Origin of the sequence: Bacterioplanoides sp. (assembly GCF_965226395.1) — a bacterium.
GTDB lineage: Bacteria > Pseudomonadota > Gammaproteobacteria > Pseudomonadales > Oceanobacteraceae > Bacterioplanoides.
Genome location: NZ_OZ245358.1, coordinates 2469989 through 2495625, shown reverse-complemented (window position 1 = coordinate 2495625; position 25637 = coordinate 2469989). Strand labels below are relative to the sequence as shown.

The window sequence follows — 25637 nt, the reverse complement described above, 5'->3', positions numbered from 1 at the left end:
TTCACTCTTATGCGTAACACATTAACAACAGCGATTCTGCTCGCGGCGGGTGTGACTGCACTGCCTGCTCAAGCAGATATCAATGACATTATTATTTCAGAGTATGTTGAAGGCTCAGGCAACAATAGAGCCATTGAAATTGCCAATATCGGTGATGAAGCCTACACCTTCGACGGCTCTTACTCTCTTTACTACTCCAGCTTCAACAATCTTATACAAAACGCAGCTGGCGACGATGTACTGCAGGGCTTAACTCTAAATCCTGGTGAAACAGCGGTTATTATTAACCCCTCTCAGGATCAGGGGATTGATACAGCAGCAACGGCAAACGCCGCAGCTGCGACAAAAACAACCCATGTTCGCTTCTCTGGCAGTTTCGATGATGTTCGCTTCAACGCCTTGAACTTCAACGGCGATGATATCGTCTACATCGGAACACAGGGCAGCCCGCTGGACGCTGTCGCAATGAATGTTGCAAGCGCTGATGGCGACCCATTTGCAGATCAAACCTTACGTCGTAACTCTGATGTATGTCAGAAAGCCTCTTATGACTCAGCTGAGTGGACCGAACTGGCATCAAACACTTTTGATGGTTTAGGTGTATACAACGCCGGTGGCGGTTGTACTACTCCTACACCAACGCCAACCGTATCCCAGCTGCTGATTGAAGCAAGCGATTATGACTGTGCAGACGATATTACTGATTGCGGCCCAACAAACGGTATTCTGGACTTTGAAAAAACTCTGGCTCGCTATGTTGGTCAAACAGTTGAACTGCCTCGCGACATTAACCCGTTAGTTGATGGCGAACAAAATATGCGTGTAACGCGCTCTTTTGGTTTCAACTTTTCTTCTTTCCGCAACAATATCGACCTGAGTTACGAACGCGTCAATCTGCATCCAAACCAGGCGCATGCTGCTGGAAGTGCAGCATCTGCTGAGCAAAACAGACAAAACAATACTCGTCGTTTAGTGTTGGAAAGTGCTTCTCCTGCTCCCGATGGCGAAATACCATACTTCCCTGACTTTAATGACAACCCTAATGCTAACCCGGTTCTGGTTAACGACAGTGTCGTGGGCCTGATAGGCCGAATCAGCTTCAGCGATGACGAATATCGCATTACCCCGACCCAAAATGTTACGTCAGCCAACTTCATTCAGAATATTGGCCGTACCGATGAACCTCAGTTAAACGTCACACTGGAAAGCGATGAGTTTGAGTTAAAGGTGGCTTCTGCCAACGTGCTGAACTACTTCAACTCGCCATTCGACGGTGACCGCAATAGCTTTGGTAACAACCGTGGTGCGGCTTCAGAAGTTGAATTTGAGCGCCAACGCGCCAAGCTGACCGAATCTCTGTATCGCTTAGATGCCGACATCATTGGTTTGATGGAAGTTGAAAACAACGGTTTCTCTCGCGATGGAGCTCTGGCACAAATTGTTGATGACATTAACCAACGTTATTTCCGTATCGACTACAGTGGCCGTAATCGTGACGATTCGGTAACCAACCGCTACAACATGGTGGGTTTTGATACCGATGGCAACTTCGAGATTAATGAATTAGACACCATTGGCACCGATGTAATTACCAATGCCCTGATTTATCGTCCAAGCCGCGTGAGCTTAAAGTCGGTGGATATCATCGAGATGCCAAGCCAGCAAGCCGAAAACATTGTTGACGAAGACACCGGAGAAGTTCTGACTGACAACGCAGGTCGTTTGTTAAGTAGCGGTAGCGCGCGTCAGCGCAACACTGTGGTGGCAACCTTTGTGGTAAATAACACCGGTAAACTATTAACGGTTGCGGTTAACCACTTTAAGTCGAAAGGTTCTAACTGTATCGACGATTGGGAAAACACGGCCAAAGAAGGTGAAGACGCCGACTACCAAGTGGTTGATAACGACTTCCAGGGTCAGTGTGAGCATTTCCGTAGCGCGACATCGTTGCACTTAGCTCAAGAGATGAATGACTACCCGGGCGATAAAATCATTCTGGGCGACCTGAACTCTTACGCCCTTGAAGAACCGATGCTGGTATTAACCGAAATCCCAGCGGGTAAAACCGTTCGTACCGCAGGCAACACCTTTATTGGTAACCGTCCGCAGTTTGCTAATGGCAACCGTGGTGTAGAGTTAACCCAGGGTTTTGGTTACATCAGCGCAGTGAAAAAGCAAGATGAGCAGAACAAACGCACCAGCTTCAGCTTCTCGTTTAACGATACCTTAGGTTCGCTGGATCACATTCTGGTATCACCAAGCCTGGAAGACCGTGTCAAAGATGCCATCGACTGGAACACCAACAGCATCGAATCCCCGCTGTTCGACTACACCGAGCAACGCCGTAGCACCAGCACTGGCAGGCTCAGCCCGAACAAGGGTAATGATCCGCTGAAGTTCCACCGTGATGCCGGTGGCAATCTAGAGCTGACTCACTACCGTACTTCCGACCACGATCCGGTGATCATGGCGCTGGGTTATAAGTATCTGGAAGCGGGCAGCGATCCACGTCGCTTTGTGATCAATAGCAGCCGTATTGAAGTGCCATATGTGGCCAATGCAGAAGCGTTATCCGGTGATGAAATCCAAATGTCAGTAACGCCACGCGATCATCAGGATATGACCGGGGTTAGCATTGCTTCGCCAGCGTTATCTCAAGATGGTGCGCAGTCGGTTATGGTGGAAGTAAATGGCTTAGAAAATGGCCGTTACGAGATCGCTCAACGTACGTTACGTAACGGTGAAGTGGTTGCAGATTCTGCAGTGACTTTCGAAGCGTTCGTATCTGGCACCGACAGCAACACCCCACAAATCGTAACCCCAGAATACGATGGTTCTGGTGGTGGCGGTCATATGACTTGGTGGACGCTGGTACTGGCCGGTCTGCTGCTGGGTCGTCGTCAAGTCAAAGCGTGATATTAAGCGCGAGAGCCTGCTTGCAGGCTCGTATTAAGGGGCTTCGGCCCCTTTCCTTTTTTAGCGGTTATTCCTTTCTTGCTTTAATGAAGTTGCCTTAATGGACACACACATGAAAAAAAGTAACACATTGATTCTTAGCGTAAGTTTGATACTCAGCGCCGGGTTATATGGTTGTAGTACTATTAAGAATGCCGAAGAAAATAAGAACATCAAAGAAAGCAAGAGCACCGAAAAAAGCCCCGCTTTTGAACTAACAATTGCCCATATTAACGACACACATTCGAGTTTTGATCCATTACCTTCCAGCTTTTTAATGCAGGAAGAAACCATATTTAATGAATTTGGCGGCCACCCACGATTATTAACCAAAGCCGAAGAATACAAACAATCTGCCCGTAACAATAATCAAAGCATGTTGTTTTTACATGGCGGTGATGCCTGGCAAGGCAGCGCCTACTTTAAGTTAAATGAAGGTCGCGCTAACGCCGATATTTTAAGTCAGCTCGGCTTAGATGCGATGGCATTAGGCAATCATGAATTTGATTTAAGTAATGCCCATCTAAACGAATTTTTAAATACCATTAATTTTCCTGTTGTTGCTGCCAACATCGACATCAGCAAAGACTCTGATTTAAAAGATCAAACTAACCTCTTGCCATATGTACTCTTTGAATTTAAAGGCAATCAAAAAACACGTTTATCTGCCAAAGATATTCAGCAACGCAGTCCTTTTTTAAGTAATAACAACATTGTTGCGGTGATCGGCATAGCCTTGGATAACATGCCCGATATTTCCACTGCAACCGGTAACGTTGAATTTTTTGATATGACGGAATCGGCACAAGCCACCGTTGATCAGTTACACCAACAAGGGGTTAATAAGGTTATTGCCCTTACTCATATTGGTACCTCACAAGATAAACAACTCGCCGCTCAAGTGAACGGCATTGATGTGATTGTTGGCGGCCACTCCCATACATTGCTGGGCGACTTTGTTGACCTTGGGCTGCAGAATGAAGGGAGTTACGCACAACACATTATTAATCCGAACCAAACATCCTACACCTGTATTGTACAAGCGGGTGCTTATGCGCAAGCCATAGGGCGTTTACAGGTCAGCTTTAACCACAACGGTGAGTTGCACCAGTGCCAAGGCGGTAACATGTTATTGAGTAACGATGATTTTTATTCGCACACTAAGCGAATTAATCAGCACCGCACTGCTAAACACCGAGTAAGCGACGAGAAAGCTCGTCAAATAAAACGTTTTATCGAATCGCGTGATGCCATCGACATTACGGCAGAACATGTTGAGCTGCGCCAATATATTAATGCCCACTATAAACCCACCGTTGATCGCGCCTACGGCCAACCCATCGCATACGTTCCCGATACCCTACAACATGGCCGCCGACCAGGAGAAAAAGGCACCCATCCCATACATGGCTCAGCGGTTGCGCAATTGGTAGGCGAAGGATTCTATTATTGGGCTTCAAAACCCGAGGTTATTGCGGTGTCTGGTTTAAAACCCGATTTTGCTTTGTTAGGTGCAGGCGGTGTCAGAACCCATATCAACCAAGGAAAACTGCGGGAAGGACATATTCGTTTAGAACTGTTGCCATTTGCCAACGCATTATCCATTGTGCCACTTAGCAAAGCGGAAATTACTGATTTGTTAGAAAGTGTTATTAACGCAACACTCGCCGAAGGCAGTCACGCCGGAAAATTTCCTTACAGTGGCCATTTACGTTACACCTTTATTGAAACTCAGCCCGGCCTTCGCGGAAGTATTACTCAATTAGAACGTAATATCGGTTCGCTAGAGCAACCTATTTGGCAACCCTTGCAAGACAACATCCGCTATAATGTCGTGATGTCGGCTTACAATGCCAGCGGTAATGATGGCTGGAGCGTGTTATACCATGCACAAAAAAAGCGCACAGACCGGGTTGATTTAGCCTATGTAAACGATACACTCAGCGCCTTTCCGGTTAGTCGTGTTGTGCGTCATGGTGATAAGTTAAAAACTCAATATCAAGTCACCGCTTTAAATTGTAAAGCGGCTGATATTCGTTGTGATACCGACGCACAAGCCGTGATTGATTTTATTAGTCAGGTGCGTACATCGTTACGCCCATTGCCTTATCCTTTGGTATACATCAAGCGTAAAAACACGACGGAATAATGGTGCGCAAACACCTAACTTAATCCCTTTTCAGTTAAACATCCTCGGAGCACCCTATGAGCCTGGTTATAAGCGTTATTGGAATATTGGTTCTGCTGGGCCTGGCATTTGCCCTGTCGGAAAAAAAGAAGTCTGTCAACTTTAAATTAGTCGCTTTAGCACTCGGCACTCAGGTATTTTTTGCAGCACTGGTGCTGTACATTCCCACCGGGCAAGCGGTACTTAACTCTGTAACATCGGCGGTATCCAGCGTTATTGGCTATGCCGAAGATGGCATGGTCTTTATGTTTGGAGGCTTAGCCACCAACAAAATGCACGAAGTTTTTCCCGGCAATGGTTTTGTATTTGCCTTTAAAGTATTACCGATTGTGGTGTTTTTCTCTGCCTTAGTCGCTGTGTTATACCACTACGGCATCATGCAAATGGTGGTACGTATATTAGGTGGCGGTTTGCAAAAGTTATTAGGCACAAGCCCGGCGGAGTCTTTATCCGCAACATCCAATATTTTTGTTGGTCAAACCGAAGCACCGCTGGTCGTCCGCCCTTATATTTCACGCATGACACGCTCCGAATTATTTGCCGTAATGGTGGGTGGTTTAGCTTCGATCGCAGGTTCGGTGATGGCAGGTTATACCGCGATGGGAGTAGAACTAAAATACCTGATTGCCGCCAGCTTTATGTCTGCTCCAGGCGGTATCCTAATGGCTAAAATTATTATCCCTGAGACCGAAAAAACAGCCCATGCCGGAGAGGTTGAAGACGTTGCTGCTCATGACAAACCGGCAAACGCGATTGATGCCGCAGCAACAGGCGCTGCAGATGGCTTAAAATTAGCAGCAAATATTGGTGGTATGTTAATCGCATTCATCAGTTTAATTGCGTTATTAAACGGAATGCTGGGTGGTATCGCTGCCTGGTTTGGTGCGGAGGGTCTCACCATCCAGGAAATTTTAGGCTACCTTTTCTCACCACTGGCTTGGGTAATTGGTGTACCTTCCACTGAAATTTCTGCCGTTGGCTCATTAATTGGTCAAAAACTGATTTTGAATGAATTTGTGGCGTACAGTGAATTCATTAATATTCGTGAGACGTTATCACCGAGTAGCCAAGTCATTGCTACCTTCGCATTGTGCGGTTTTGCCAACCTGTCTTCTATCGCTATTCTATTAGGTGGCTTGGGTACCATGGCTCCTAATCGCCGTCAGGAAATTGCGCGCCTGGGTCTTAAAGCGGTTGCTGCGGGTACATTAGCAAACCTAATGAGCGCTACCATTGCAGGCATGTTTTTTAACTTGGGCAGCCTTTAAGCTGCCAGCGTACGCTAAACTGCTATTTTTCAGTTAATTCCTTTTTATATTTTGAGTGGTAGTACTCCTTATGTCGTCTAAATCTCCCCTTTTGGTCGGTATTGCTGGCGCATCTGCATCGGGCAAAACTTTATTGGCAAAGACCATTCAGGAATGTCTACCCAGCGAGCAGATTCAACTGATTTGTGAAGACAGCTATTATCATGATCAGTCACACCTGAGTATTGAGGAGCGGGAGTTAACTAACTACGACCACCCACTCTCAACAGATCATGATTTATTACAAAACCACCTGGAAATGCTAAAGCGTGGTGAAACCATCGAAGCCCCCAGCTATGATTTTACGATTCATACCCGTGGCGAAGAAAAAAATATCATAAAACCCACACCGATTATCGTGGTAGAAGGCATCATGCTGTTTACCCACGAACAATTGCGCAACACAATGGACTTAAAAATCTTTGTGGATGCCCCGCTCGATATTTGTTTAATGCGCCGCATTCAGCGTGACCTGGTAGAACGTAATCGCACATTGGAATCTATTTTTGAGCAATACGAACGTACCGTGCGCCCGGGTTATCACAATTTTATTCGCCCAACGATGGAATATGCCGATATCATCGTGCCTCGGGGTGGCAAAAATAAAATTGCCATCGACCTGATTGAAACCAAATTGAAGTCGATGGTTTAGTGATCAACATTATGAATATACAATTATTACTACTAAGTCTGGCTGTGCTCACGCTCAGCGCTTGTGGTGGAGGAGGCGGAGGCAACTCTAGCTCCTCAGATGGCAATATTGAGACAACATCGCCAGGATCTGATAACTCGGGCTCTGACTCTGATAATCCAGACGTTGCGGTGGACAACGGCAACAGCTCTACCACACCTTCACAACCAACACCTTCGCAGCCAAAACCGTCGGAGCCTACACCTGCCGAACCGGACAGCATCAACCAGGCAACCTATTATGCCGATGCTATTGGCGAAACAGGCTACAGCCTCAAAACTGCTTTAAGTCGCATTATTAGCCTGGGTCATATTGATCGTGGCTATAACTGGGTATTTTTTAACGCCAACGATCGTGATTTATATTTTGAAAATGACGGTTCTATATTGGATATTTACTCCGAAAATCCAACCGCAGCTGACCCTTATCATTACGTTATTGCATCCGACCAATGCGGTAACTTTAATTCAGAGAACGATTGTTATAATCGCGAGCATGCTTTCCCACAAAGCTGGTTTGACCGTGATTATCCAATGCGTTCCGATGTTCATCACCTGTTTGCCACTGACGGCTTTGTTAATAGTCGTCGCAGCAATCATCCTTATGGCAATGTTAGTTCAGCCAGCTGGACATCACGCAATGGCTCGAAGTTGGGTAATGAAGCAAGTGCTCAGTTTAACGGCACCGTATTTGAACCGATTGACGAATTTAAAGGTGATCTTGCGCGCGCCTATTTTTATATTGCTACACGTTATGAAAACCGTATCGCTAACTGGCAGGGTAACGGCACAGCCGATAACGTATTAAATGGCACCGCCAACCAAGTATTTGATAGCTGGCACCTCAACCTGCTAAAAGCGTGGCACCAGCTCGACCCGGTGAGCCAAAAAGAGCGTGATCGAAATCAGGCTGCGTTTGCTTACCAAGGCAATCGCAACCCATTTGTAGATAACCCTCAATGGGTCAATGTGATTTGGGGCCAGTAATTTGGGGAGAGTGACTTAACCGCCGCCGCTATTCATCCAATCCAGCGTTGCCTGACGACTTTCATCGGTAACCGCCTTCACCACTGGATTGGCTAATGCTGCTGCGCGCCAGCGAGTCATATTCGGGCCGAGGGTTAGTTTGCGGCCGAATACCGGCAGTAGAATATCCGCCAGCTCAATGGTGCCGGGATAGGCACAATCGGCATAACCAAGCGTTTCTCCGGTCATAAACGGTTGGGCGGTGAATAACTCTTCCAGCTTTTGCAGGCGTTCTTCAAATTTATTCAGATGCTCATCCAGTTCCGCTTGGTTACGACCAGCCGGGTCAACATGAGCAAAAGTACGACGCAGATGTGGCTCCAGCCATAAGTCGTGATAACGCGCCAGAAAACGATGCTGCGCACGCTGCAAATGATCATCCCCCAATAAAGATGTCTGCGGATAAGCATCTTCCAGGAACTCCATAATCACATCCGACTCTGAGAAATACTGCTCCTCTACCCGCAACGCCGGAATGGTGCCCAGTGGTACCAGCTGCATATATTCAGATGTGCTGTAACCACCCGGAGGCGGTGAAATAATACAGTCGATGTTTTTCAGCCCCAACGCGATACGCACTTTGGCACTGTAAGTACTGACGGGCAGCGAAAAGAGTTCCATACTGATCCTTAAAATTGACTATCAGAAAATCATTTAACCCAGAGTAGACTATGAATTCCCGCAACAGTTTCCAGGACTGGCAAAGAATTGCACAACAGCTGACCTTTCCCCAACACGCCTTTATTCATGGTCAGGCACATCCGGCCGCCAGCGGTGCTGTTTTTGATGTGGTATCGCCACGTGATGGCCAGCGATTAACCCAACTCAGCGCCTGCGACGAGCAAGACGCCGATATCGCGGTGCAGTCTTCCCGTGCAGCCTTTGAACAAGGCGTCTGGAGCCAGATTTCAGCCAAACAGCGCAAGCACACCATGCTCGCCTGGGCCAACTTAGTGGAACAACACGCCGAAGAGCTGGCGCTTTTAGAAACCCTCGATATGGGCATGACCATCAGCGACAGCACACAAATGAACATTCCTGGTGCAATCGAGTGCATTCGCTGGTTTGCCGAGCTGGCCGACAAACAATACGACGAAATTGCCCCCACCGCCCCCAACGCCCTGACCCGCATTCACCGGGTGCCGGTGGGTGTGGTCGCCGCCGTAGTACCCTGGAATTACCCACTGATGATTGCCTGCTGGAAAGCCGCTCCGGCATTAGCGATAGGCAACTCGGTGATTTTAAAACCAGCCGAACAAGCGTCGCTGGCGACCATTCGTCTGGCCGAGTTAGCGTTTGAAGCGGGAATTCCTGCCGGTGTGTTAAACGTCTTAACCGGCCTCGGTGACCAGGCAGGCAAAGCGCTCGGTCTGCATATGGATGTCGATGCGCTGGCCTTTACAGGCTCAACCCGGGTTGGCGGCCTGTATATGCAATACGCCGGGCAATCCAACCTCAAACGTGTGTCGCTGGAGTGTGGCGGCAAAACGCCTAATATCGTGCTGGCTGACTGCCCGGATCTGGATAAAGCCGCCGCTGCCATTGTATTAGGCGCGTTTGGCAATTCCGGACAAATCTGTAATGCCGGATCACGGCTGATTGTTGAGCGCTCGGTACACGCCGAGCTGATGCAAAAAGTACGGGCTTTAACCGAGCAATTGGTGGTTGGTGATCCGCTTGATCCAACAACCCAAATGGCCTGCCTGGTCGATCAGCAGCATAGCCAGCGAGTGGTGCAATATATCCAGCAGGGCCAGCAAGAAGGCGCAGATTTATTGATCGGCGGAGAGCATCAAACTGGTAGCTGCTTTATACAACCAACTATTTTTGATCAGGTAAACGCGGGCATGAGCATTGCCCGGGAAGAGATTTTTGGCCCGGTATTATCCGTGATTCCGGTAGAAAATATTGATCAGGCCATCGAGGTTGCCAACTCCACCATTTACGGCTTAGGCAGTGCGATCTGGACCCATAATATGAAACAGATGGAACGTGCGGCGCGTGAAATTAAAGCCGGTGTAATCTGGGTAAACTGCCACGATCATGGTGATATTTCCTCACCGGTCGGCGGCTTCAAACAATCGGGCTTTGGCCGTGATAAATCCGTTCATGCACTGGATAAATACGTGGAATATAAAACCGTGTGGGTGGATCTGTCGGACTGACGACAAAGCTGACAATTAGCACTTGGCGGCTGAAGCCAACTGGTAAAGCCGCCGGAAACAGCGACAATACGCTTTCTTTTTCGCTGACGCATGAGCACTTATGAAATCGTTTTTCACCAAACTCTTCTCCCCTATCCTCAATCTGTTTGAAACCGAACAGCCTGCTGCCAACTACAAGCCTTCTCACCGGCTGATTCTCATTGTGGTGGGTTCCTTGTTCACGCTGTTATCCAGTGCTTTATGTGTAATCGCCATCAACTCAGGCATTCTGGGTGGCCTGTTCCCGGCTCTGATTTTCTTTGCCGTGGGCCTGGTCGCACTGGTGGTAGGCTCACTGGGATCAGATAACGCGGTGGCTAAAATCTGGGGTAATAAATCCTGAATGAGTACTTATCCATGCCTAGGTAATTACAAAACCATGCCTCAGTCATTACAAAGTCACGGTTTAGAAATTACAGAAATGTAATTCCCTTATTTGAGAATAACTAGCATTCTCACACTTATGATAGATTGCCGTCCTCGTTGCAATGCACGTGGGTTTGATCGGTGTGATAACCGCCAGACTCATGTGCTCAGTAGTCATTTGAGGATTTGTAATCATGAGACCCACCGCCTGCCCGCCTACCCATAAGCATCCGCTCAGTCGTGCTGTTTCCTTTGCACTGTTATCTCTGAGCCTCTCGACCACCGGATTCACGGTGCAGGCGGATGAAGACAACGAAACCGCTGCACTGGATACCATTGTTGTTACCGGACAAAAATTTGATCGCTCATTACAACAAACCAAGAACAGTGTTGCGGTTGTTACCAGTGACGATATTGAAAACTACACTATCGGTAATGTATCCGACGTGTTTGATACCATTCCAAATACCAATGGCACCTTGAGTGGCGGATTTAACATTCGTGGTATTGATGCCTTTAATGTTTCCGGCGGCGGTAACAGCTTTTTAGCCAGCATGTATTTTGATGGTGCTCCGATGCCTTACTGGGTCATCGCTAAGAATGCATTTTCGCTGTGGGATGTCTCTCAGGTTGAGGTATTTCGAGGTCCTCAATCAACCATTCAGGGGCGCAATGCGCTGGCCGGCGCAGTGATCATTCGATCGAATGATCCAAGCTATGAACCTTCAGCAAAATTGCAGGCCGTGGTCGGTGACAATGGCCAGGAAGAGTATGCGTTCGCCGGTGGCGGTGCATTAATTGAAGACCAGCTGGCTGTGCGTATTGCTGCCGAGACCAAAGATTTTGATGGTTATAATTACAATATAACGCGTAATGAGCATTCCGATTTCCGCAATAGCGACAATTATCGCGCCAAGGTCTTATTCGAGCCTGAAGCACTAGAGGGCTTCTCATCACTTTTCACTTACACACATAATGAAAATGAATTAGGCGCATTTTGGTCCAATACTGCAAAAGCTGGTGGCAGCCGTAATGTCAGCTTTAATTCTCCGTATGAAGAAACCACAACAACCGATATCTATACGCTGGAAATGAGCTATCCCATCAATGACATCTGGGCACTCGACAGCATCACCACCTATAACGAAACCGATTATAACTACCTGTCGGATACCGATTTCAGTGCCGAAGATCTGTCAGCCAATCATCTGAAGCAGGGCCACGATACCACCAGCCAGGAACTGCGATTAACGTTCGATCATGGCCCACTGACTGGAGTTACAGGACTATATTATTCCAACCTGGATGTCACTGAAGACTTATCCGGTCGCCGAGCGATGAGCTTAGAAGCATTGGGAGTCCCTGATCTCTTAGTTGCACCAACCGAATTCGGCGGCATTGGCTTACCTCAGGCACTTGCTGATCAGGTACTGGCAATTTACGCACCAGCCAACCCGGTTCTGTTGGGTACCAGTACCGACCTTAGCCAGAAAGTTGAATCCATGGCTTTCTTTACAGATATCACCTACGCCATTAACGAGCACTGGGATGTGCTTGCCGGAATCCGTTATGACAAAGAGAAACAGGAAAATGCCTCTAGTAGTCTGGTAACCATTAATAATGCTGATCAACTGCCAGATCCAAGCGACTACGCTCAGACTCTCCCTGCACTTGTGCCATTATTGACGGGACTTAACCAGAGTTTCATCGACCAGGCAGCAGCCGCGTCTGAAAATGCACCTGCTGTTGATAAAACCTTTCATGCCTGGTTACCCAAATTAGGAGCCACCTATAACTTTAATGACAATGCATCACTCACTGCGCTCTACCAGAAAGGTTATCGCTCTGGGGGTGTTGGAGTGAATATCGCCCGGTCTGATGTGTATAGCTACGATCAAGAGTATACCGATAATTACGAACTGGCCTTGCGCTCAGTTTGGTTAGACGGGTCACTGGTGGTTAACAGCAACCTGTTTTATCTGGATTGGGAAGATCAGCAAGTTTCGGTTCAGCTATCCGCCAATCAGTTCGATAGTGAGACGGTTAATTCAGGATCATCAACCGTTCGCGGGTTTGAAACTGAAGTCTTTTATTACCCAACACCAGCATTAACGATTACTGCAGGAGTTGGTTATGCTAAAAGTGAGTTTGATACCTTCCTCTACGCCTTCAGTGATCAGGTAAGGGATTTATCCGGTAGAAGTTTTGAAGATGCTCCTGAAAAAACCGCCAACCTAGCGGTTAATTATGACTTTGATTCGGGTGCATTTATCAACGTTAATGCAAACTATGCCAGCAGCTCACCTGCTTACCTTGACCCTGAGGTATTTCTGACAGACTTTGATCCGGTAACCGATTCAGACCCAGAGAACGATGCACGCACTCTGGTTAATCTGCAATTGGGTTATGAATATAAAAACTACAAAGCGTTTGTGAGCGTTCGCAATGCCTTCGACGAGGAATACATTGAACGCTATCGCAATGAAACCCGACCAGAAATGAATCTTGGCGAGCCACGCCAGACCAGCCTGACGTTACAGGCAAACTTCTGATTACGGTTAAAATAGGACGAGCATAAGTTTCGTCCTGTTTTTATTTTTCCGTCGTTTTATTTTCCTGTCGTTTTATTTTTCTGGTTTTCATTCTTTCTCTGGAAAAATAATTTCCCAGTTTAATCCTTGTTCGCCATTATTCTGGTGCAGCTGGCCTTTTAATTTACTCTCAACCAGATGTTTAATCAGAGTAAAGCCCAGTCCATTCTGATTACCTTGATCACTTTGTAGCCCACAACCATCATCACTAAAATAAAAACGAATCTGAGCGTGAGAAACCCGGGAAAACTGAACCCGGATATTGCCGGATGTCTGCTGAGCAAAGGCATATTTCAGACTATTACTCAGTAATTCATTCAGAATCTGGCCACAAGTCAGCAATTGCTCCAGTGATTGCTGCTCAATATCCACCGTTAACGACCAGTGAATACCCGGGGGTGGTGCATGTAATTGCCAGATCTCTTCAATTAATGCCTGATAATAGCCGCTGGGTTGAATATGACTGAGGTTATTGGCCTGATACAGCTGGTTATGAATTAATTCAATGGTATACACCCGGCTGCGTAAGTCTTTTAACAAGGCTTCGGTTGCTTTGCCTTTATAGCGTCGCTGTTGCAACTGGATAAAACCAATAATTACCGACAAGTTATTTTTTACCCGGTGATGTACTTCCCGCAATAATGTTTCTTTGTCGTTTAACGAAACAGACAACTCCTGATTCTGACGATCCAGCTCCGCCGTGCGTTGTTGTACCTGATGATCTAACCCGGCAATGGTTGAGGCTAACTGCGCCACCATCTTATTAAATTCGCGTGCCAGAATGCCCACTTCATCGTTTCGTTGTAACGGTGTTCTCAGACTAAGTTCCCCCTGCCCGACCCGCTCAGCATACGCACTTAGCTGTTGTATTGGCGACACCACCCGACGCACCAGCCACCAGGCACCGAACACCCCAATCAACAAACACACCAGCAGAGCCAAGGCAATTTCCATTAACACCTGATTGGTTTGATAATTTAAGTCATCGGCATAACTGACCGACACTAAATAAGCTGAACGGCTAGGCTCAAAAAATACATGAGCCGTCGCCGGGTAGATAAAGTTTTCCGGGTCATGGATATGATTCCAGAGAATCGCCAGCGGTTTTCCATCTCTGGCGGCGCGCTTAAAATCATCCAGGTAGCGATTGCCCGTTAACGGGTTATGGTTGTTTTTTAAAACCGGCGCCAAATCAATCTCCGGCAGCGAATACAGGGCGTTGAGGTTGGCTAAGATAAAAAAGCTCTGCCCGTATTCACCAAACCGTGTGCTTTGCAGCAGTTCTTCCAGTGTGTTTTTTAATGTGTAGTAACTCTCTTTGGGAGATTGCGGCAGCAAGCTGGCATCGACATCCATACCGACAATCACATCCAATACCTCGGAGTAACGCGCAATCAGCGGTTTGCTATCCACCAGATAATGAACATTCCACGGTACCGAAGCACTGGCTTCGCCCTGACGCTTTACTTTGTTGATAAAGTCGCTGAACTCACGGCGGTGATAGTCTGACACTTCACTGGGCTGACCATGCGGGTGATAAATCCAGCGGCCATCGCTCTGCGTAACCCAAAAATGATTACCGATCTTATGATCCAGTGGCTCAATCATCGCAACGATTGAATCAATGGCTTGAGAACGGCTTAACCCACCTGCCAGCACCTGCTGCTCTTGTTGCTGTAAGGTGGCTCGCATCGAGGCAAACAGTTGATTTAGTTCCGGTTGCTGACCTTCCACCACAAACCGGTCGATGGTTTTCGATAACTGAGCACTTGCCGACATCATCAGTTGCGCGTGGGTGAACTGGCTATCAAAGCGTTGCTGGTCCATATCACGCACTTGTTGCACCAGAGTTGGTGCCAGAATACTGCCCAGTAAAACCAGCAATAACAGCGTTAAACCGCTGACAAAGAAAAATAACTGACGCCCTAACGAACCCGATAGCATCACGATTCTCCGGCAAATTCAGAACTGACCAGGCAATACCCACTGTCGAGTATATTCTGAATCGCCCCGGCCCCTCCGGCTTTCTGACGCAGACGATGTAACAGTGTTCTCAGGCTGCTGAGTTTGATATCGGCGCTATTCCACACCGCCAGACCCAGCTGTTCAAATGACACCGGCTGGTCGGCATGTAACGCCAATGTATCGAGAAATTTCTGCTCTTTCGGGGTCAGTTTAACGCTGGCACCATCGCGGATTAATGCGCCACTGAATAACGGATATTGGGTCGAAGCCGAGAGCCAGAAAGTAGTCACGGTATCACTGGCGGGCAAGCGCTTCAGGCTTTCCAACTCGCGGCTTAGCTGCTGCTGGCGCTCATGTTGGGTTAATGCCAGCGCCAGTGTGGCTTTCAGCGTTTCCTGACGGAAAGGTTTCTGCAGGTAGCCATAAGAGGAAGCGGCCTGAGCCTCACGAATGCTGTCGTCATCAACATACGAAGTGAGAAAAACCACCGGAATATTCAACTCAAGGCTGATGACTTTGGCCGCCTCAGTGCCGGTTTTTTCACCCTCCAGCTTAATATCCATCAACACCAGCTGCGGGTTTAATACCCGGCACAAATCGATACTTTCTTGCGCACTACTGCACAACCCAACAATGGCATAACCCATTTCCTGCAGGGCTTCTTTCAGATCCAGCGCCAGAATGGGCTCATCTTCAACAATCAGAATTCTGGGCGGCATAACAATCTACTACTTGTGGTGGATTCGTCTCGGCCGTTAGTATAAATGATCTAATACGTGTGGATAGATCCATACTAACAATAAAATCAATAAGGTAACCCCATGAAAAACCAACAGATTGTTCTGAGCGTTCGCCCCGATGGTATACCGGGTCCGGAGCACTTTTCCGCCACCAGCAGCGAGCTGGATCTGACTCTCAGCGAAGGCCAGATTGCGGTTAAAAACCACTATCTGTCGATTGATCCGGCCATGCGCGGCTGGGTATCACTGGAGCCTAACTACCTGCCACCAGTACAAATTGATGAAGTGATGCGTTCTGCCGCGGTTGCCGAAGTCATCGACTCAAAACACCCGGACTACGCTGCGGGTGATTTTGTTTATGGCATGTTTGGCTGGCAGGAATATTGTGTGTGCGAGCCTAATCCGATGATGCGCAAAGTTGATCCGGCTCACGCACCGGTTTCCACCGCTCTGGGTGCGCTGGGTCTGAACGGCCTGACCGCTTATCTGGTGCTGAATGAACTGGCGCACATCAAAGAAGGTGACACGGTATTAATCTCAACCGCCGCCGGTGGTGTGGGCAGCATTGCGGGTCAGGTGGCGAAGCTGAAAGGCTGTCGTTGTATTGGTCTGACCGGTAGCGATGACAAAGTTGCTATGTGTGTGGATGAGTTTGGTTACGACCACGCCATTAACTACAAAACCAGCGATAATCTGGAACAGGCCATTCGTGACGTTGCGCCGGAAGGCATTAACGTGTTTTTTGATAACACCTCCGGTGCCATTGCCGATGCGGTGTACCCGAACTTAGCCATGAATGCCCGTGCCGTGCAGGTGGGTACCGCCGCCATCTCCAGCTGGGAGCCAGAAACGCCAACCGGCCCACGTCGTGACCGTCATATCCTGACCAAACGCCTGACCGTCATGGGTTTTGTCTTAATCGACCACGTGGCGCAAATGCCAGCCGCGTTGCAGCAATTAGGCAGCTGGTACAGCGAAGGCAAATTAAACTACCGCGAAAACGTCACTAAGGGGCTGGAAAATGCACCTCAGGCGCTGGCGGATTTATACAAGGGTACCAACACCGGTAAGCAGTTAATTCAGCTTTGATAGTTCGCTGATAACACTACTGTTAAATTCCTGCATAGCATCGGTCAGGGTATGCCATAAATAATCCGCTGAACTACGGTCACTGAGAATAAAAAAAGCCGGTGCCTGATTCAGCGAATGACGAATCACAATGGCATTAACCCGGGCCACGGAGGTTTGCGCAATACTGCCCGGTGGAAATACCGGCAGGCGAAAATCTACCGCGCAGAGTTTTGCCATTAATTCGGCAAGCACATCGCTGCTTTCACTGTTATCAACGCTATCATCGCTAATAAGCGCAAACCAGGCGTGGCTATGCTGGCAATATAACGGATAACAATCCGGGCTGGCATCGCTGGCCTGATCCAGCACCTCAGTTTCCAGTACCGGATTCAGTGGATCATCCAGCACCCAGCATTCACTGCGCCCTAAGCGAGCAACTAATTGGCCTTGCTGCGCAACCAGCAATTGATTCGGTTGTGGAGGAAAGGGTAATGACTGCGCGGCTAAAACGGACTGCGCTGCCTGACCACGCAAGCCGGTACGCCGCTGTGTGGATAAATCCACTAAGTGACAGGCCACTTGATTACCAGCCTCAGCATCATATTGAGAAATCATAACTTCAGAGCTCCTGCCGGGCGTTATCCGGATCATAAAAAGGTAAGGTCACCACTTCTGCGGCGACCAGCTGATCGTCCACCCGAATATAAATTTCAGAACCAGGATCGGCATCGTCGGCTGCAGCATACGCCAGGCCAATCACACAATTATTCACCGGGGAATATTCACACGAGGTGACGTTGCCCGCCACGTCTGAACCTTTAATCACCAGATGACCTTCTTGTGGTTTGGGCATCGCCGCCGGTAATTTAAAGCCCACTAATTTTCGCTTCAGCGGATGGGCCATCATAATGTCGACCGAACGGCAGCCAACAAAAAACGGTTTCTTACGATTAACCGCCCAACCCAGGTCAAGCTCACCGGGATGACTCATGCCATCGGTGTCCTGACTAACGATAATATGGCCTTTTTCCAGTCGCAGCAGACGCTGGGTTTCGACTCCAAAAGGCTGAATATCAAATTCAGAACCGGCCTCCAGCAAGGCATCCCACAAGGCTTCGCCATCACTGGCGGGCACATGAATTTCATAACCCAGCTCGCCAACAAATCCGACCCGTAATAAACGCGCAGTAATTCCGGCAACCTGACCTTCGCGATAGGCTAAATACGGAAAACCTGCCGGGCTGAGATCCAGCTCTGGGGTTAATTTTTGCAACACTTGCCGCGCTAATGGCCCGGCCAGATTAACGGCGGCATAAGCCGAAGTGACATTGTAGATATCCACATCCAGCCGCCATTGCGCATTCCAGCGGGTCATATCCCGGTACACCCGATCCACACCACTGGTGGTGGCGGTGACATAAAAATGATCGTCACCAAGGCGGCAGGCCACACCATCATCAATCACCACGCCGTGTTCATTGGTGAGCACCGCATAACGGATTTTGCCAACCGGCTGTTTCAGAAATCCAAAGGTATAAATGCGGTTAATAAATTCAGCCGCATCCGGGCCACGCAGCTCAATACCACCCAGCGTGCTGACATCAATCAGCCCAACTTTTTGGCGAACGTGTTGCGCTTCACGCCAGATATTCTGGTCGCGCTGATCCGCCGCGCCATAAAAAGCCGGACGCCGCCAGTTACCGGCCGGTATCATATGCGCACCGGCATCCAGATGACGTTGATGCATGGGCGTACGGCGATAAGGATCAAACATACGTCCGGCCATGTGCGCCAGCTTTTCCGGAGCAAACGGTGGCCGGGCGGTGGTGACTCCGGTTTCGGTGACATTACGTCCCGTGCTGTCGGCCACCAGTCTGGCCGTGGGTAACGCCGAATGACGCCCCTGAGATGGCCCCATGCCCACCGTGGAAAAACGCTTCACCAGTTGTACATCGCGATACCCCAGACGCGTGGCATTAATAATGTCTTTCGCCTGTAAGTCTTCATCAAAATCAACAAAGTCTTTGCCTTTTGGATGGCTGAAAATCGGCCAGGGAAAATTCACCGCCTGATCACAATAAATTGTCTCTGGTTGCTCGTCAGACAAGCCTAATTGCAGCAATGCCTGTTTGGCGGCACGCGCACCATCGGCAATCACTTTATCAAGCTGATGAATACCATTAACCGACCCGGCCATATGCAGATGTTGTGGTAAACCAGACAGAGAAAACTGCGCGCTATCATCGTCGTAACTCAGCTGCGCACCTGCCTGACACAACAACTGATACGCGGGCATATAACCGGCCGACATACACAACAGATCACAATCAATGATATCGCCCTGCTCGGCTACCTGGCCTTTTTCTATTTGTCCTGTACCTTCCCGACCCTTATCCACAATCCGGCGTACATCTACGGCACGAATATGTTTGTTTTTTCCTGGCAAGGCTTCATAAACGGTTGAACCTAATAACAGCTGTACCCCCTGATGCATCAGATTTTCTGCCCACTCGGGCCGGGCTGATTCTGGCCGCATATCCACAATGGCAGCGACCTTTACGCCCTGCTCCAATAACGATAGCGCGGCAAAATAGGCATCGTCATTGCCTGTTAATAACACCGCTTTGCTACCCGGTTTGACTGCGTACCAGTGCATTAACCGCAACGCAGCACTGGTCATCATCACTCCCGGTAAATCGTTATTACGAAACACTACGTGTTGCTCGAATGCACCGGAAGCAACAATGCATTCTTTCGCCCGGACTTTAAATAAACGCTTGCCTTGTACCACCGGCAAATAATTATCAGTAAACCAGGCATTACAAACGGCGTTGGTTAATACTCGAATACGCTCATGCTGGGCGACCCGGTACAATAATTCGGTACGTAACTGCTCGGCCTGTTCGCCAGCCTGATCAAAACGGTGATAACTCAGCGCCCCGCCGGATAACGGCTGCTGTTCCAGCAATAAAACATCGGCACCGGCATCGGCGGCAGTTAATGCGGCGGTTAACCCTGCCGGGCCGCTGCCAATAACCACCACATCAAAAAACAGATACTGTTTATCGTAATATTCCGGCTTAAAATTCAGGTCGAGTTTACCCAATCCGGCTTTTTTACGAATAATTTTTTCCCATTTATCCCAAACCCCTAACGGCCGGAAAAAAGAGCGATAATAAAAACCAACCGGCATAAAGCGCGAGAATTTCTCCAGCATGGCGTCGCGGTCAGAAGCCAGTGAGCCGGAATAATTCTGACCAAATGCCTGCATGTTATTTTCTAACGGCTGTTGATCGGCCAGTACATTGGGTTCACCACCCAGCTGAATTAAAGTATTGGAATCTTGCCCAGCCATGGTGAGCGGGGCTCGTGGACGATGATATTTAAACGAGCGCGACATCAGCCATTGCTGATTCGCAATTAAAGCGCTGGCAATGGTATCGCCCTGAAATCCCTGAAACGACTGACCTTCAAACTGAAAATTCAGCGGCTGGTCACGATTAATTAATAACCCCATCGGTGAGGGTAAACGATCGCTTGTCATACAACGGACTCCTTCGTCGTTTGTTGCTGGGCTGCAAACTCGATTCGTTGCCGAAAGATTTCCGCTGGATCATAAGTGCGTAAAATCTCATCGCTGTCGGTATGACGCTCGGCAATAAACCAGTAACCAGAAGGCGCGTGTAACCACCATTCTTGTACCACTTCGATAGCATTATTGTGATAAAACACATAATCGGCCCAGTCACTGTCGCTGCAATGATTCGGGTCTGGCATCTGACGCACGTCACCGCCATGAATAAATTCGCTGATATTACGTGGCCCATTAAGTGGGCAGTGCATTATTTTCATACTAGGTTCCGGTAACTGCCTTTTACTTGTAACCGCTCTTTAACGGTTAACCTGCTTTTTCAGTTAATGGCTGGCTGCTGTCGCGCCCATTTCATTAACTTGTTGGAACGACTGAAAACGCGCCATCGAAAATGGCTGGATTAATTCCGGCACCTGGCCACCGCTGGCCACCAGTTGTGCCATGGTTTTTCCACAAATCGGGGTTGATTTAAAACCCCAGGTACCCCAGCCGGCATCCAGGTAATAATTATCCACCGGGCTGAGTCCCATAATCGGGCTGTAATCCGAGGTCATATCGGTTAAGCCAGCCCACTGGCGTAATAGCCGCAGGTTGGCCATAAACGGAAAGAGCTCAATGGCGTGTGCCAACAGGCTTTCTTTTAAATCCAGTGTGGAGCGGGTGTTGTACAGTGGATAAGGGTCTGAGCCACCACCAAATACCAATTCGCCACGCCCGGTTTGCTGTACATAACAATGCAGTGCCGGAGAACTCACTAACGGATCAAGAAAAGGTTTTACCGGCTGAGTTACCATGGCTTGCAGCGGATACGATAACAGCGGCATTTTAAAACCCGCTTTGGCCGCTAATAATGAGCTGTGCCCGGCAACGGCTTGTACCACCGCCCCACACGTCACTGTGCCGCGATTGGTTTTAACACCCGTAACCCGGTTGTTTTCCACCAGCACATCCGTCACTTCGGTCAGCTGATGTAATTCCACCCCACGCTGGGTTGCCCCTTTGGCATATCCCCAGGCCACGGCATCATGGCGCGCGGTTGCACCGTCCATATGCCAGAGCCCGGCCAGTACCGGTAAATCAGCCGGATTCATATTTAAGCTGGGCACCAGCTCGCGGATTTGCTGCGGATCAACCAGTTCGGTTTTTCCGCCAAAATGTTTATTAATTTCTGCCCGTTGGCGAAAGCCACGTACCGCCGCATCGGTATGCGCCAGAGTCAGCTGCCCGCGTTTGGAGTACATGATGTTAAAATCGAATTCGTTGGCTAACCCTTCGAATAATTTCACCGACTGCGAATAAAATTTAACGCCTTCCGGAGTTAAATAATTAGAACGAATCACCGCGGTATTACGAGCAGTATTACCGCCGCCTAAATAGCCTTTTTCTAATATCGCCACATTGGTAATGCCATGATATTTTGCCAGGTAATACGCGGTGGCAACGCCATGGCCACCACCACCAATAATGACCACGTCATAGTTCGGCTTTAACTTTTTGGGCGGCGGTAAATCGGCGTCTTTTTCAAACGGATAATCGTTATGTAAACCGTACTTTAATAATGAGAAAGGCATCGCCTTCCCTCCTGCAGATAGAAATCAACTGGCCAGCTTATTGGGTTGACCGGCGTGTAACGCTTCAGCAGCGGTTAACGTGTTTTTCATTAAACAGGCAATGGTCATGGGGCCAACACCACCGGGAACCGGCGTAATCGCACTGGCAACAGGTTCGACATCAGCAAAATCCACATCACCAACCAGCTTGCGTGTTTGATCTTGCACAACGGCATTAATACCCACATCAATCACCACGGCTCCGGGTTTAATCCAGTGGCTTTTAATCAATTCGGGTCGTCCAACGGCGGCGATCACAATATCGGCCTGCTGGCATATCTGTTCGATATCGCGCGAGTGGGAATGCACTGTGGTAACGGTACAGTTTTCCTGGAGTAATAATGCTGCCATGGGTTTGCCAACAATATTGGAGCGCCCAATCACAACCGCGTGTTTACCACTCAGATCATCACACACCTGACGCAACATCATCAGGCACCCCAGCGGGGTACAGGGCACCAGGTTGGCCTCAGCGGTTACCAAAGCACCCACATTCAATGGGTGAAAGCTATCGACATCCTTTTCTGCGGCAATGGCGGCAATAATTTCTTTTTCATTAAGCTGTGCTGGCAATGGCAGTTGCACCAGAATGCCATGTACAGCCGGGTCGGCATTTAATTCTGCAATCAGCTGATTCAGAGTGTGTTGTGAACAATCGTCCGGCAATTGATGCTCAATTGATGTCATGCCCACTTCATGGGCGCGCTTAACTTTATTGCGCACATACACCTGACTGGCGGGATCATCCCCGACTAATACAACCGCTAAGCCGGGCACCGATCCATAACGCTGCGAAAACTCAGTAACTCCGCCTTTGACCTCATCGATCAGTTGTTGAGCCATTGCCTTACCATCAATTAATGCCGCCATCTTGCCCCCCGGCTTAAAAATCCCTGTCCAATACCGTTTAATGAAACCTGTTATTTAAAAACGACCGTTTTATTGCCATCTAAAAATACCCGGTGTTCAACGTGTAATTTCACCGCTCTGGCCAGTGCCACGGTTTCGGTGTCACGCCCTACGGCCACCAGAGCTTCCGGGCTGTAGGTGTGATCCACCGGCTGTACCGCTTGCTCAATAATCGGGCCTTCATCCAGATCCGAAGTGACGTAATGGGCGGTTGCCCCAATGAGTTTTACGCCGCGCTCATGGGCCTGATGATAGGGTTTTGCACCTTTAAAACCGGGTAAAAAAGAATGGTGAATATTAATCGCCCGGCCACTTAACTGGCGGCATAACTGGTCTGACAGAATCTGCATATAACGCGCAAGAACCACCAGCTCGGTACCGGTTTCTTTAATAATGTCTAATAAAGCCTGTTCCTGACTGGCTTTATTTTCTTTAGTAACCGGCAAATAAATAAAGCGAATACCTTCGCGCTCAACCATTGGCCGCAGGTCTTTATGGTTTGAAACCACTGCAGTAATATCAATATTAATTTCGCCTTTATGCAGACGATACATTAAGTCATCCAGGCAGTGGTCAAACTTACTGACCATTAACAGGGTTTTTACCGGCTCATTAGCCGATACCAGCGTCCAGTCCATCTGAAAGTCTGCCGCAACCTGAGAGAATTCACCTTTTAAATCCGCCAGCCCATAAGCACCGGATTCAACATGAAAGCGACAACGGGTAAAAAAGGTTGTGCTTTGAGGATCATCGTACTGGCTCATTTCACTGATATAACAGCCACGATCGGCTAAGAAGGTTGTGACGGCTGCGACAATGCCACTGCGGGCCGGACAGCTTACCTTGATAATATATTCTTTATTGTCTGTATTCATAACGCTCACCTGAATGGCCCCCTATAAATAGCGTCGTATGCTTACTCAGAGCATCAGTTTCCCGACGAGGTGATCACTCACCTCGCTGTTAATTGGATTTTTATCGAATTAAATCGGGTATTTTTTAATTACTTAAAAATAGTCAATTATCGACGTGTTTAATTACCGACGTGTTTAATTAATAGCCTTGCCCCGGAATCCAGCTGGTACCGGCTAATGGCACACCGGCCATCGCTGCCGATTCCACCGTCAGCGCAACTAAATCTTCCGGCTCCAGATTACGCAGATCGTTTTTGCCACAAGCCCGGGCCAGCGTCTGCGCTTCCAGTGTCAGTACATTTAAATAATTGGCTAATTTACGTCCCGCTTCGACCGGATCAAGGCGCTGCATTAATTCCGGGTCCTGGGTGGAAATACCGGCCGGGTCTTTGCCTTCGTGATAGTCGTCGTAAAAACCCGCCGCCGAGCCAATCTGCTGAAATTCTTTGTCGTATTTCGGGTGGTTACAACCCAGCGCCACCAGTGCTGCGGTACCAATCGCCACCGCGTCCGCTCCCAGAGCCATACACTTAGCAACATCGGCGCCGTTACGAATACCACCAGAAACAATCAGCTGCACTTTGCGGTGCATACCCATTTCCTGCAGTGCTTTTACCGCCTGAGGAATCGCCGCCAGCGTTGGAATACCCACGTGCTCAATAAATACATCCTGGGTCGCCGCAGTACCGCCCTGCATACCGTCTACTACAATTACGTCGGCTCCGGCTTTCACCGCCAGCTTAACGTCGTAATAAGTACGGGTGGCGCCAACCTTGATATAAATTGGTACCTGCCAATCAGTAATTTCACGCAATTCCAGAATTTTAATCGCCAGATCATCCGGCCCGGTCCAGTCTGGGTGACGACAGGCAGAGCGCTGATCCACGCCTTTGGGTAAGGTGCGCATCTGCGCTACCCGGTCGGTGATTTTCTGGCCCAGCAACATGCCGCCACCACCGGGTTTAGCACCCTGGCCCAGTACAATTTCAATCGCATCGGCTTTGCGTAAATCATCCGGATTCATGCCATAACGTGATGGCAAATACTGATACACCAGCTTGCTCGACTGACCACGTTCTTCCGGGGTCATACCGCCATCACCGGTGGTGGTTGAGGTACCCATTAACGAAGCACCACGCCCCAGCGCCTCTTTGGCATTTGCCGATAACGCACCAAAACTCATGCCCGCAATCGTGACCGGAATATCCAGCTGAATCGGCTTTTTGGCGTAGCGCGTACCTAAAGTCACCGAGGTATTACAGGTTTCGCGATACCCCTCTAACGGGTAGCGCGACATGCTGGCACCAAGAAATAATAAATCATCAAAATGGGGCAGTTTACGTTTGGCACCAAAGCCACGAATATCATAAATACCGGTTTCTGCCGCACGCCGGATTTCGGCCATGGTTGTGCGATCAAAGGTGGCGGATTCCCGCAGGCCGTCTTTTACGTGTTGCTCATCAGTCATAGTTATTTCCTCAAAAGGCCGCGCAAAACAATTTAAAAAAC

Annotated in this window: 19 protein-coding genes; 9 read left to right on the top strand and 10 right to left on the bottom strand. The window is 48.8% G+C overall.

The features are described from left to right. Positions 1-9 precede the first annotated feature (9 nt). The 5 genes from ACO05E_RS11580 to ACO05E_RS11560 all read left to right on the top strand — a co-directional run bounded on the left by ACO05E_RS11580 (position 10) and on the right by ACO05E_RS11560 (position 8127). Complete coding sequence (locus tag ACO05E_RS11580; protein WP_419813092.1) at positions 10-2916, top strand: ExeM/NucH family extracellular endonuclease; 2907 nt, start codon at positions 10-12, stop codon at positions 2914-2916. A 112-nt stretch (positions 2917-3028) separates the two neighbouring features. Continuing rightward, entirely contained in the window at positions 3029-5104 is a 2076-nt protein-coding gene (locus tag ACO05E_RS11575; RefSeq protein WP_419813091.1) for a bifunctional metallophosphatase/5'-nucleotidase, read from the top strand. A gap of 56 nt (positions 5105-5160) precedes the next feature. After that, positions 5161-6411 (top strand): NupC/NupG family nucleoside CNT transporter, encoded by a 1251-nt coding sequence (locus ACO05E_RS11570; protein ID WP_419813090.1) that lies wholly within the window; start codon positions 5161-5163, stop codon positions 6409-6411. A gap of 70 nt (positions 6412-6481) precedes the next feature. Next, positions 6482-7102 carry a uridine kinase gene (gene udk / locus ACO05E_RS11565; RefSeq protein WP_419813089.1) on the top strand — a complete coding sequence of 207 codons (621 nt, stop codon included), beginning with the start codon at positions 6482-6484 and terminating at the stop codon, positions 7100-7102. 11 nt (positions 7103-7113) lie between these two features. After that, entirely contained in the window at positions 7114-8127 is a 1014-nt protein-coding gene (locus tag ACO05E_RS11560; protein ID WP_419813088.1) for an endonuclease, read from the top strand. A 15-nt stretch (positions 8128-8142) separates the two neighbouring features. Here the strand turns inward: ACO05E_RS11560 and ACO05E_RS11555 are convergent, their stop codons facing one another. Further along, positions 8143-8787, bottom strand: coding sequence for a glutathione S-transferase family protein (locus tag ACO05E_RS11555; protein WP_419813087.1), 645 nt, complete (start codon positions 8785-8787; stop codon positions 8143-8145). Positions 8788-8837: 50 nt separating this feature from the next. On the opposite strand from ACO05E_RS11555, the gene ACO05E_RS11550 reads away from it, so the two are divergent. The 3 genes from ACO05E_RS11550 (at position 8838) to ACO05E_RS11540 (ending at position 13288) form a co-directional block, all read left to right on the top strand. Continuing rightward, complete coding sequence (locus tag ACO05E_RS11550) at positions 8838-10331, top strand: aldehyde dehydrogenase (RefSeq protein ID WP_419813086.1); 1494 nt, start codon at positions 8838-8840, stop codon at positions 10329-10331. A 100-nt stretch (positions 10332-10431) separates the two neighbouring features. Then, positions 10432-10713, top strand: coding sequence for a hypothetical protein (locus tag ACO05E_RS11545; RefSeq protein ID WP_419813085.1), 282 nt, complete (start codon positions 10432-10434; stop codon positions 10711-10713). Positions 10714-10930: 217 nt separating this feature from the next. Next, positions 10931-13288: a TonB-dependent receptor gene (locus ACO05E_RS11540; RefSeq protein ID WP_419813084.1), complete on the top strand. Its 2358-nt coding sequence runs from the start codon at positions 10931-10933 to the stop codon at positions 13286-13288. Between the two features lie 87 nt (positions 13289-13375). Here ACO05E_RS11540 and ACO05E_RS11535 read toward each other — a convergent pair whose 3' ends face one another. Beyond that, the gene (locus tag ACO05E_RS11535) at positions 13376-15271 is read right to left on the bottom strand and encodes a histidine kinase dimerization/phosphoacceptor domain -containing protein (RefSeq protein WP_419813683.1); all 1896 of its coding nucleotides are present in this window, start codon (positions 15269-15271) and stop codon (positions 13376-13378) included. Further along, positions 15271-16011 carry a response regulator gene (locus ACO05E_RS11530; RefSeq protein WP_419813083.1) on the bottom strand — a complete coding sequence of 247 codons (741 nt, stop codon included), beginning with the start codon at positions 16009-16011 and terminating at the stop codon, positions 15271-15273. The genes ACO05E_RS11535 and ACO05E_RS11530 overlap by 1 nt, the downstream gene beginning before the upstream one ends. A 102-nt stretch (positions 16012-16113) precedes the next feature. Here ACO05E_RS11530 and ACO05E_RS11525 point away from each other — a divergent pair, with 102 nt between their 5' ends. Further along, positions 16114-17121 carry an NADP-dependent oxidoreductase gene (locus tag ACO05E_RS11525; RefSeq protein ID WP_419813082.1) on the top strand — a complete coding sequence of 336 codons (1008 nt, stop codon included), beginning with the start codon at positions 16114-16116 and terminating at the stop codon, positions 17119-17121. Here ACO05E_RS11525 and ACO05E_RS11520 read toward each other — a convergent pair. The 7 genes from ACO05E_RS11520 to ACO05E_RS11490 form a co-directional block, all read right to left on the bottom strand. Then, a complete protein-coding gene (locus tag ACO05E_RS11520) occupies positions 17107-17718 on the bottom strand; it encodes a sarcosine oxidase subunit gamma (RefSeq protein WP_419813081.1) in 612 nt (203 codons plus the stop codon). The two genes, ACO05E_RS11525 and ACO05E_RS11520, sit on opposite strands and share 15 nt — an antisense overlap. A gap of 4 nt (positions 17719-17722) precedes the next feature. Beyond that, positions 17723-20647 (bottom strand): 2Fe-2S iron-sulfur cluster-binding protein, encoded by a 2925-nt coding sequence (locus tag ACO05E_RS11515; RefSeq protein ID WP_419813080.1) that lies wholly within the window; start codon positions 20645-20647, stop codon positions 17723-17725. Continuing rightward, entirely contained in the window at positions 20644-20955 is a 312-nt protein-coding gene (locus ACO05E_RS11510) for a sarcosine oxidase subunit delta (protein ID WP_419813079.1), read from the bottom strand. The genes ACO05E_RS11515 and ACO05E_RS11510 overlap by 4 nt, the downstream gene beginning before the upstream one ends. A gap of 63 nt (positions 20956-21018) precedes the next feature. Next, positions 21019-22266, bottom strand: a complete 1248-nt coding sequence (locus tag ACO05E_RS11505) for an FAD-dependent oxidoreductase (RefSeq protein WP_419813078.1) — start codon at positions 22264-22266, stop codon at positions 21019-21021. A gap of 24 nt (positions 22267-22290) precedes the next feature. Then, entirely contained in the window at positions 22291-23175 is an 885-nt protein-coding gene (folD, locus tag ACO05E_RS11500) for a bifunctional methylenetetrahydrofolate dehydrogenase/methenyltetrahydrofolate cyclohydrolase FolD (protein ID WP_419813077.1), read from the bottom strand. Positions 23176-23225: 50 nt separating this feature from the next. Further along, positions 23226-24089 carry a formyltetrahydrofolate deformylase gene (gene purU, locus ACO05E_RS11495; protein ID WP_419813076.1) on the bottom strand — a complete coding sequence of 288 codons (864 nt, stop codon included), beginning with the start codon at positions 24087-24089 and terminating at the stop codon, positions 23226-23228. A gap of 178 nt (positions 24090-24267) precedes the next feature. Continuing rightward, entirely contained in the window at positions 24268-25596 is a 1329-nt protein-coding gene (locus tag ACO05E_RS11490; protein WP_419813075.1) for an FMN-binding glutamate synthase family protein, read from the bottom strand. Positions 25597-25637 lie beyond the last annotated feature (41 nt).

Excerpts from the sequence above, each read along its gene's own strand:
- ACO05E_RS11580 (WP_419813092.1), top strand. The coding sequence starts at position 10 with ATGCGTAACACATTAACAACAGCGATTCTGCTCGCGGCGGGTGTGACT.
- ACO05E_RS11575 (WP_419813091.1), top strand. The coding sequence starts at position 3,029 with ATGAAAAAAAGTAACACATTGATTCTTAGCGTAAGTTTGATACTCAGC.
- ACO05E_RS11570 (WP_419813090.1), top strand. The coding sequence starts at position 5,161 with ATGAGCCTGGTTATAAGCGTTATTGGAATATTGGTTCTGCTGGGCCTG.
- udk (WP_419813089.1), top strand. The coding sequence starts at position 6,482 with ATGTCGTCTAAATCTCCCCTTTTGGTCGGTATTGCTGGCGCATCTGCA.
- ACO05E_RS11560 (WP_419813088.1), top strand. The coding sequence starts at position 7,114 with ATGAATATACAATTATTACTACTAAGTCTGGCTGTGCTCACGCTCAGC.
- ACO05E_RS11555 (WP_419813087.1), bottom strand. The coding sequence starts at position 8,787 with ATGGAACTCTTTTCGCTGCCCGTCAGTACTTACAGTGCCAAAGTGCGT.
- ACO05E_RS11550 (WP_419813086.1), top strand. The coding sequence starts at position 8,838 with ATGAATTCCCGCAACAGTTTCCAGGACTGGCAAAGAATTGCACAACAG.
- ACO05E_RS11545 (WP_419813085.1), top strand. The coding sequence starts at position 10,432 with ATGAAATCGTTTTTCACCAAACTCTTCTCCCCTATCCTCAATCTGTTT.
- ACO05E_RS11540 (WP_419813084.1), top strand. The coding sequence starts at position 10,931 with ATGAGACCCACCGCCTGCCCGCCTACCCATAAGCATCCGCTCAGTCGT.
- ACO05E_RS11535 (WP_419813683.1), bottom strand. The coding sequence starts at position 15,271 with ATGCTATCGGGTTCGTTAGGGCGTCAGTTATTTTTCTTTGTCAGCGGT.
- ACO05E_RS11530 (WP_419813083.1), bottom strand. The coding sequence starts at position 16,011 with ATGCCGCCCAGAATTCTGATTGTTGAAGATGAGCCCATTCTGGCGCTG.
- ACO05E_RS11525 (WP_419813082.1), top strand. The coding sequence starts at position 16,114 with ATGAAAAACCAACAGATTGTTCTGAGCGTTCGCCCCGATGGTATACCG.
- ACO05E_RS11520 (WP_419813081.1), bottom strand. The coding sequence starts at position 17,718 with ATGATTTCTCAATATGATGCTGAGGCTGGTAATCAAGTGGCCTGTCAC.
- ACO05E_RS11515 (WP_419813080.1), bottom strand. The coding sequence starts at position 20,647 with ATGACAAGCGATCGTTTACCCTCACCGATGGGGTTATTAATTAATCGT.
- ACO05E_RS11510 (WP_419813079.1), bottom strand. The coding sequence starts at position 20,955 with ATGAAAATAATGCACTGCCCACTTAATGGGCCACGTAATATCAGCGAA.
- ACO05E_RS11505 (WP_419813078.1), bottom strand. The coding sequence starts at position 22,266 with ATGCCTTTCTCATTATTAAAGTACGGTTTACATAACGATTATCCGTTT.
- folD (WP_419813077.1), bottom strand. The coding sequence starts at position 23,175 with ATGGCGGCATTAATTGATGGTAAGGCAATGGCTCAACAACTGATCGAT.
- purU (WP_419813076.1), bottom strand. The coding sequence starts at position 24,089 with ATGAATACAGACAATAAAGAATATATTATCAAGGTAAGCTGTCCGGCC.
- ACO05E_RS11490 (WP_419813075.1), bottom strand. The coding sequence starts at position 25,596 with ATGACTGATGAGCAACACGTAAAAGACGGCCTGCGGGAATCCGCCACC.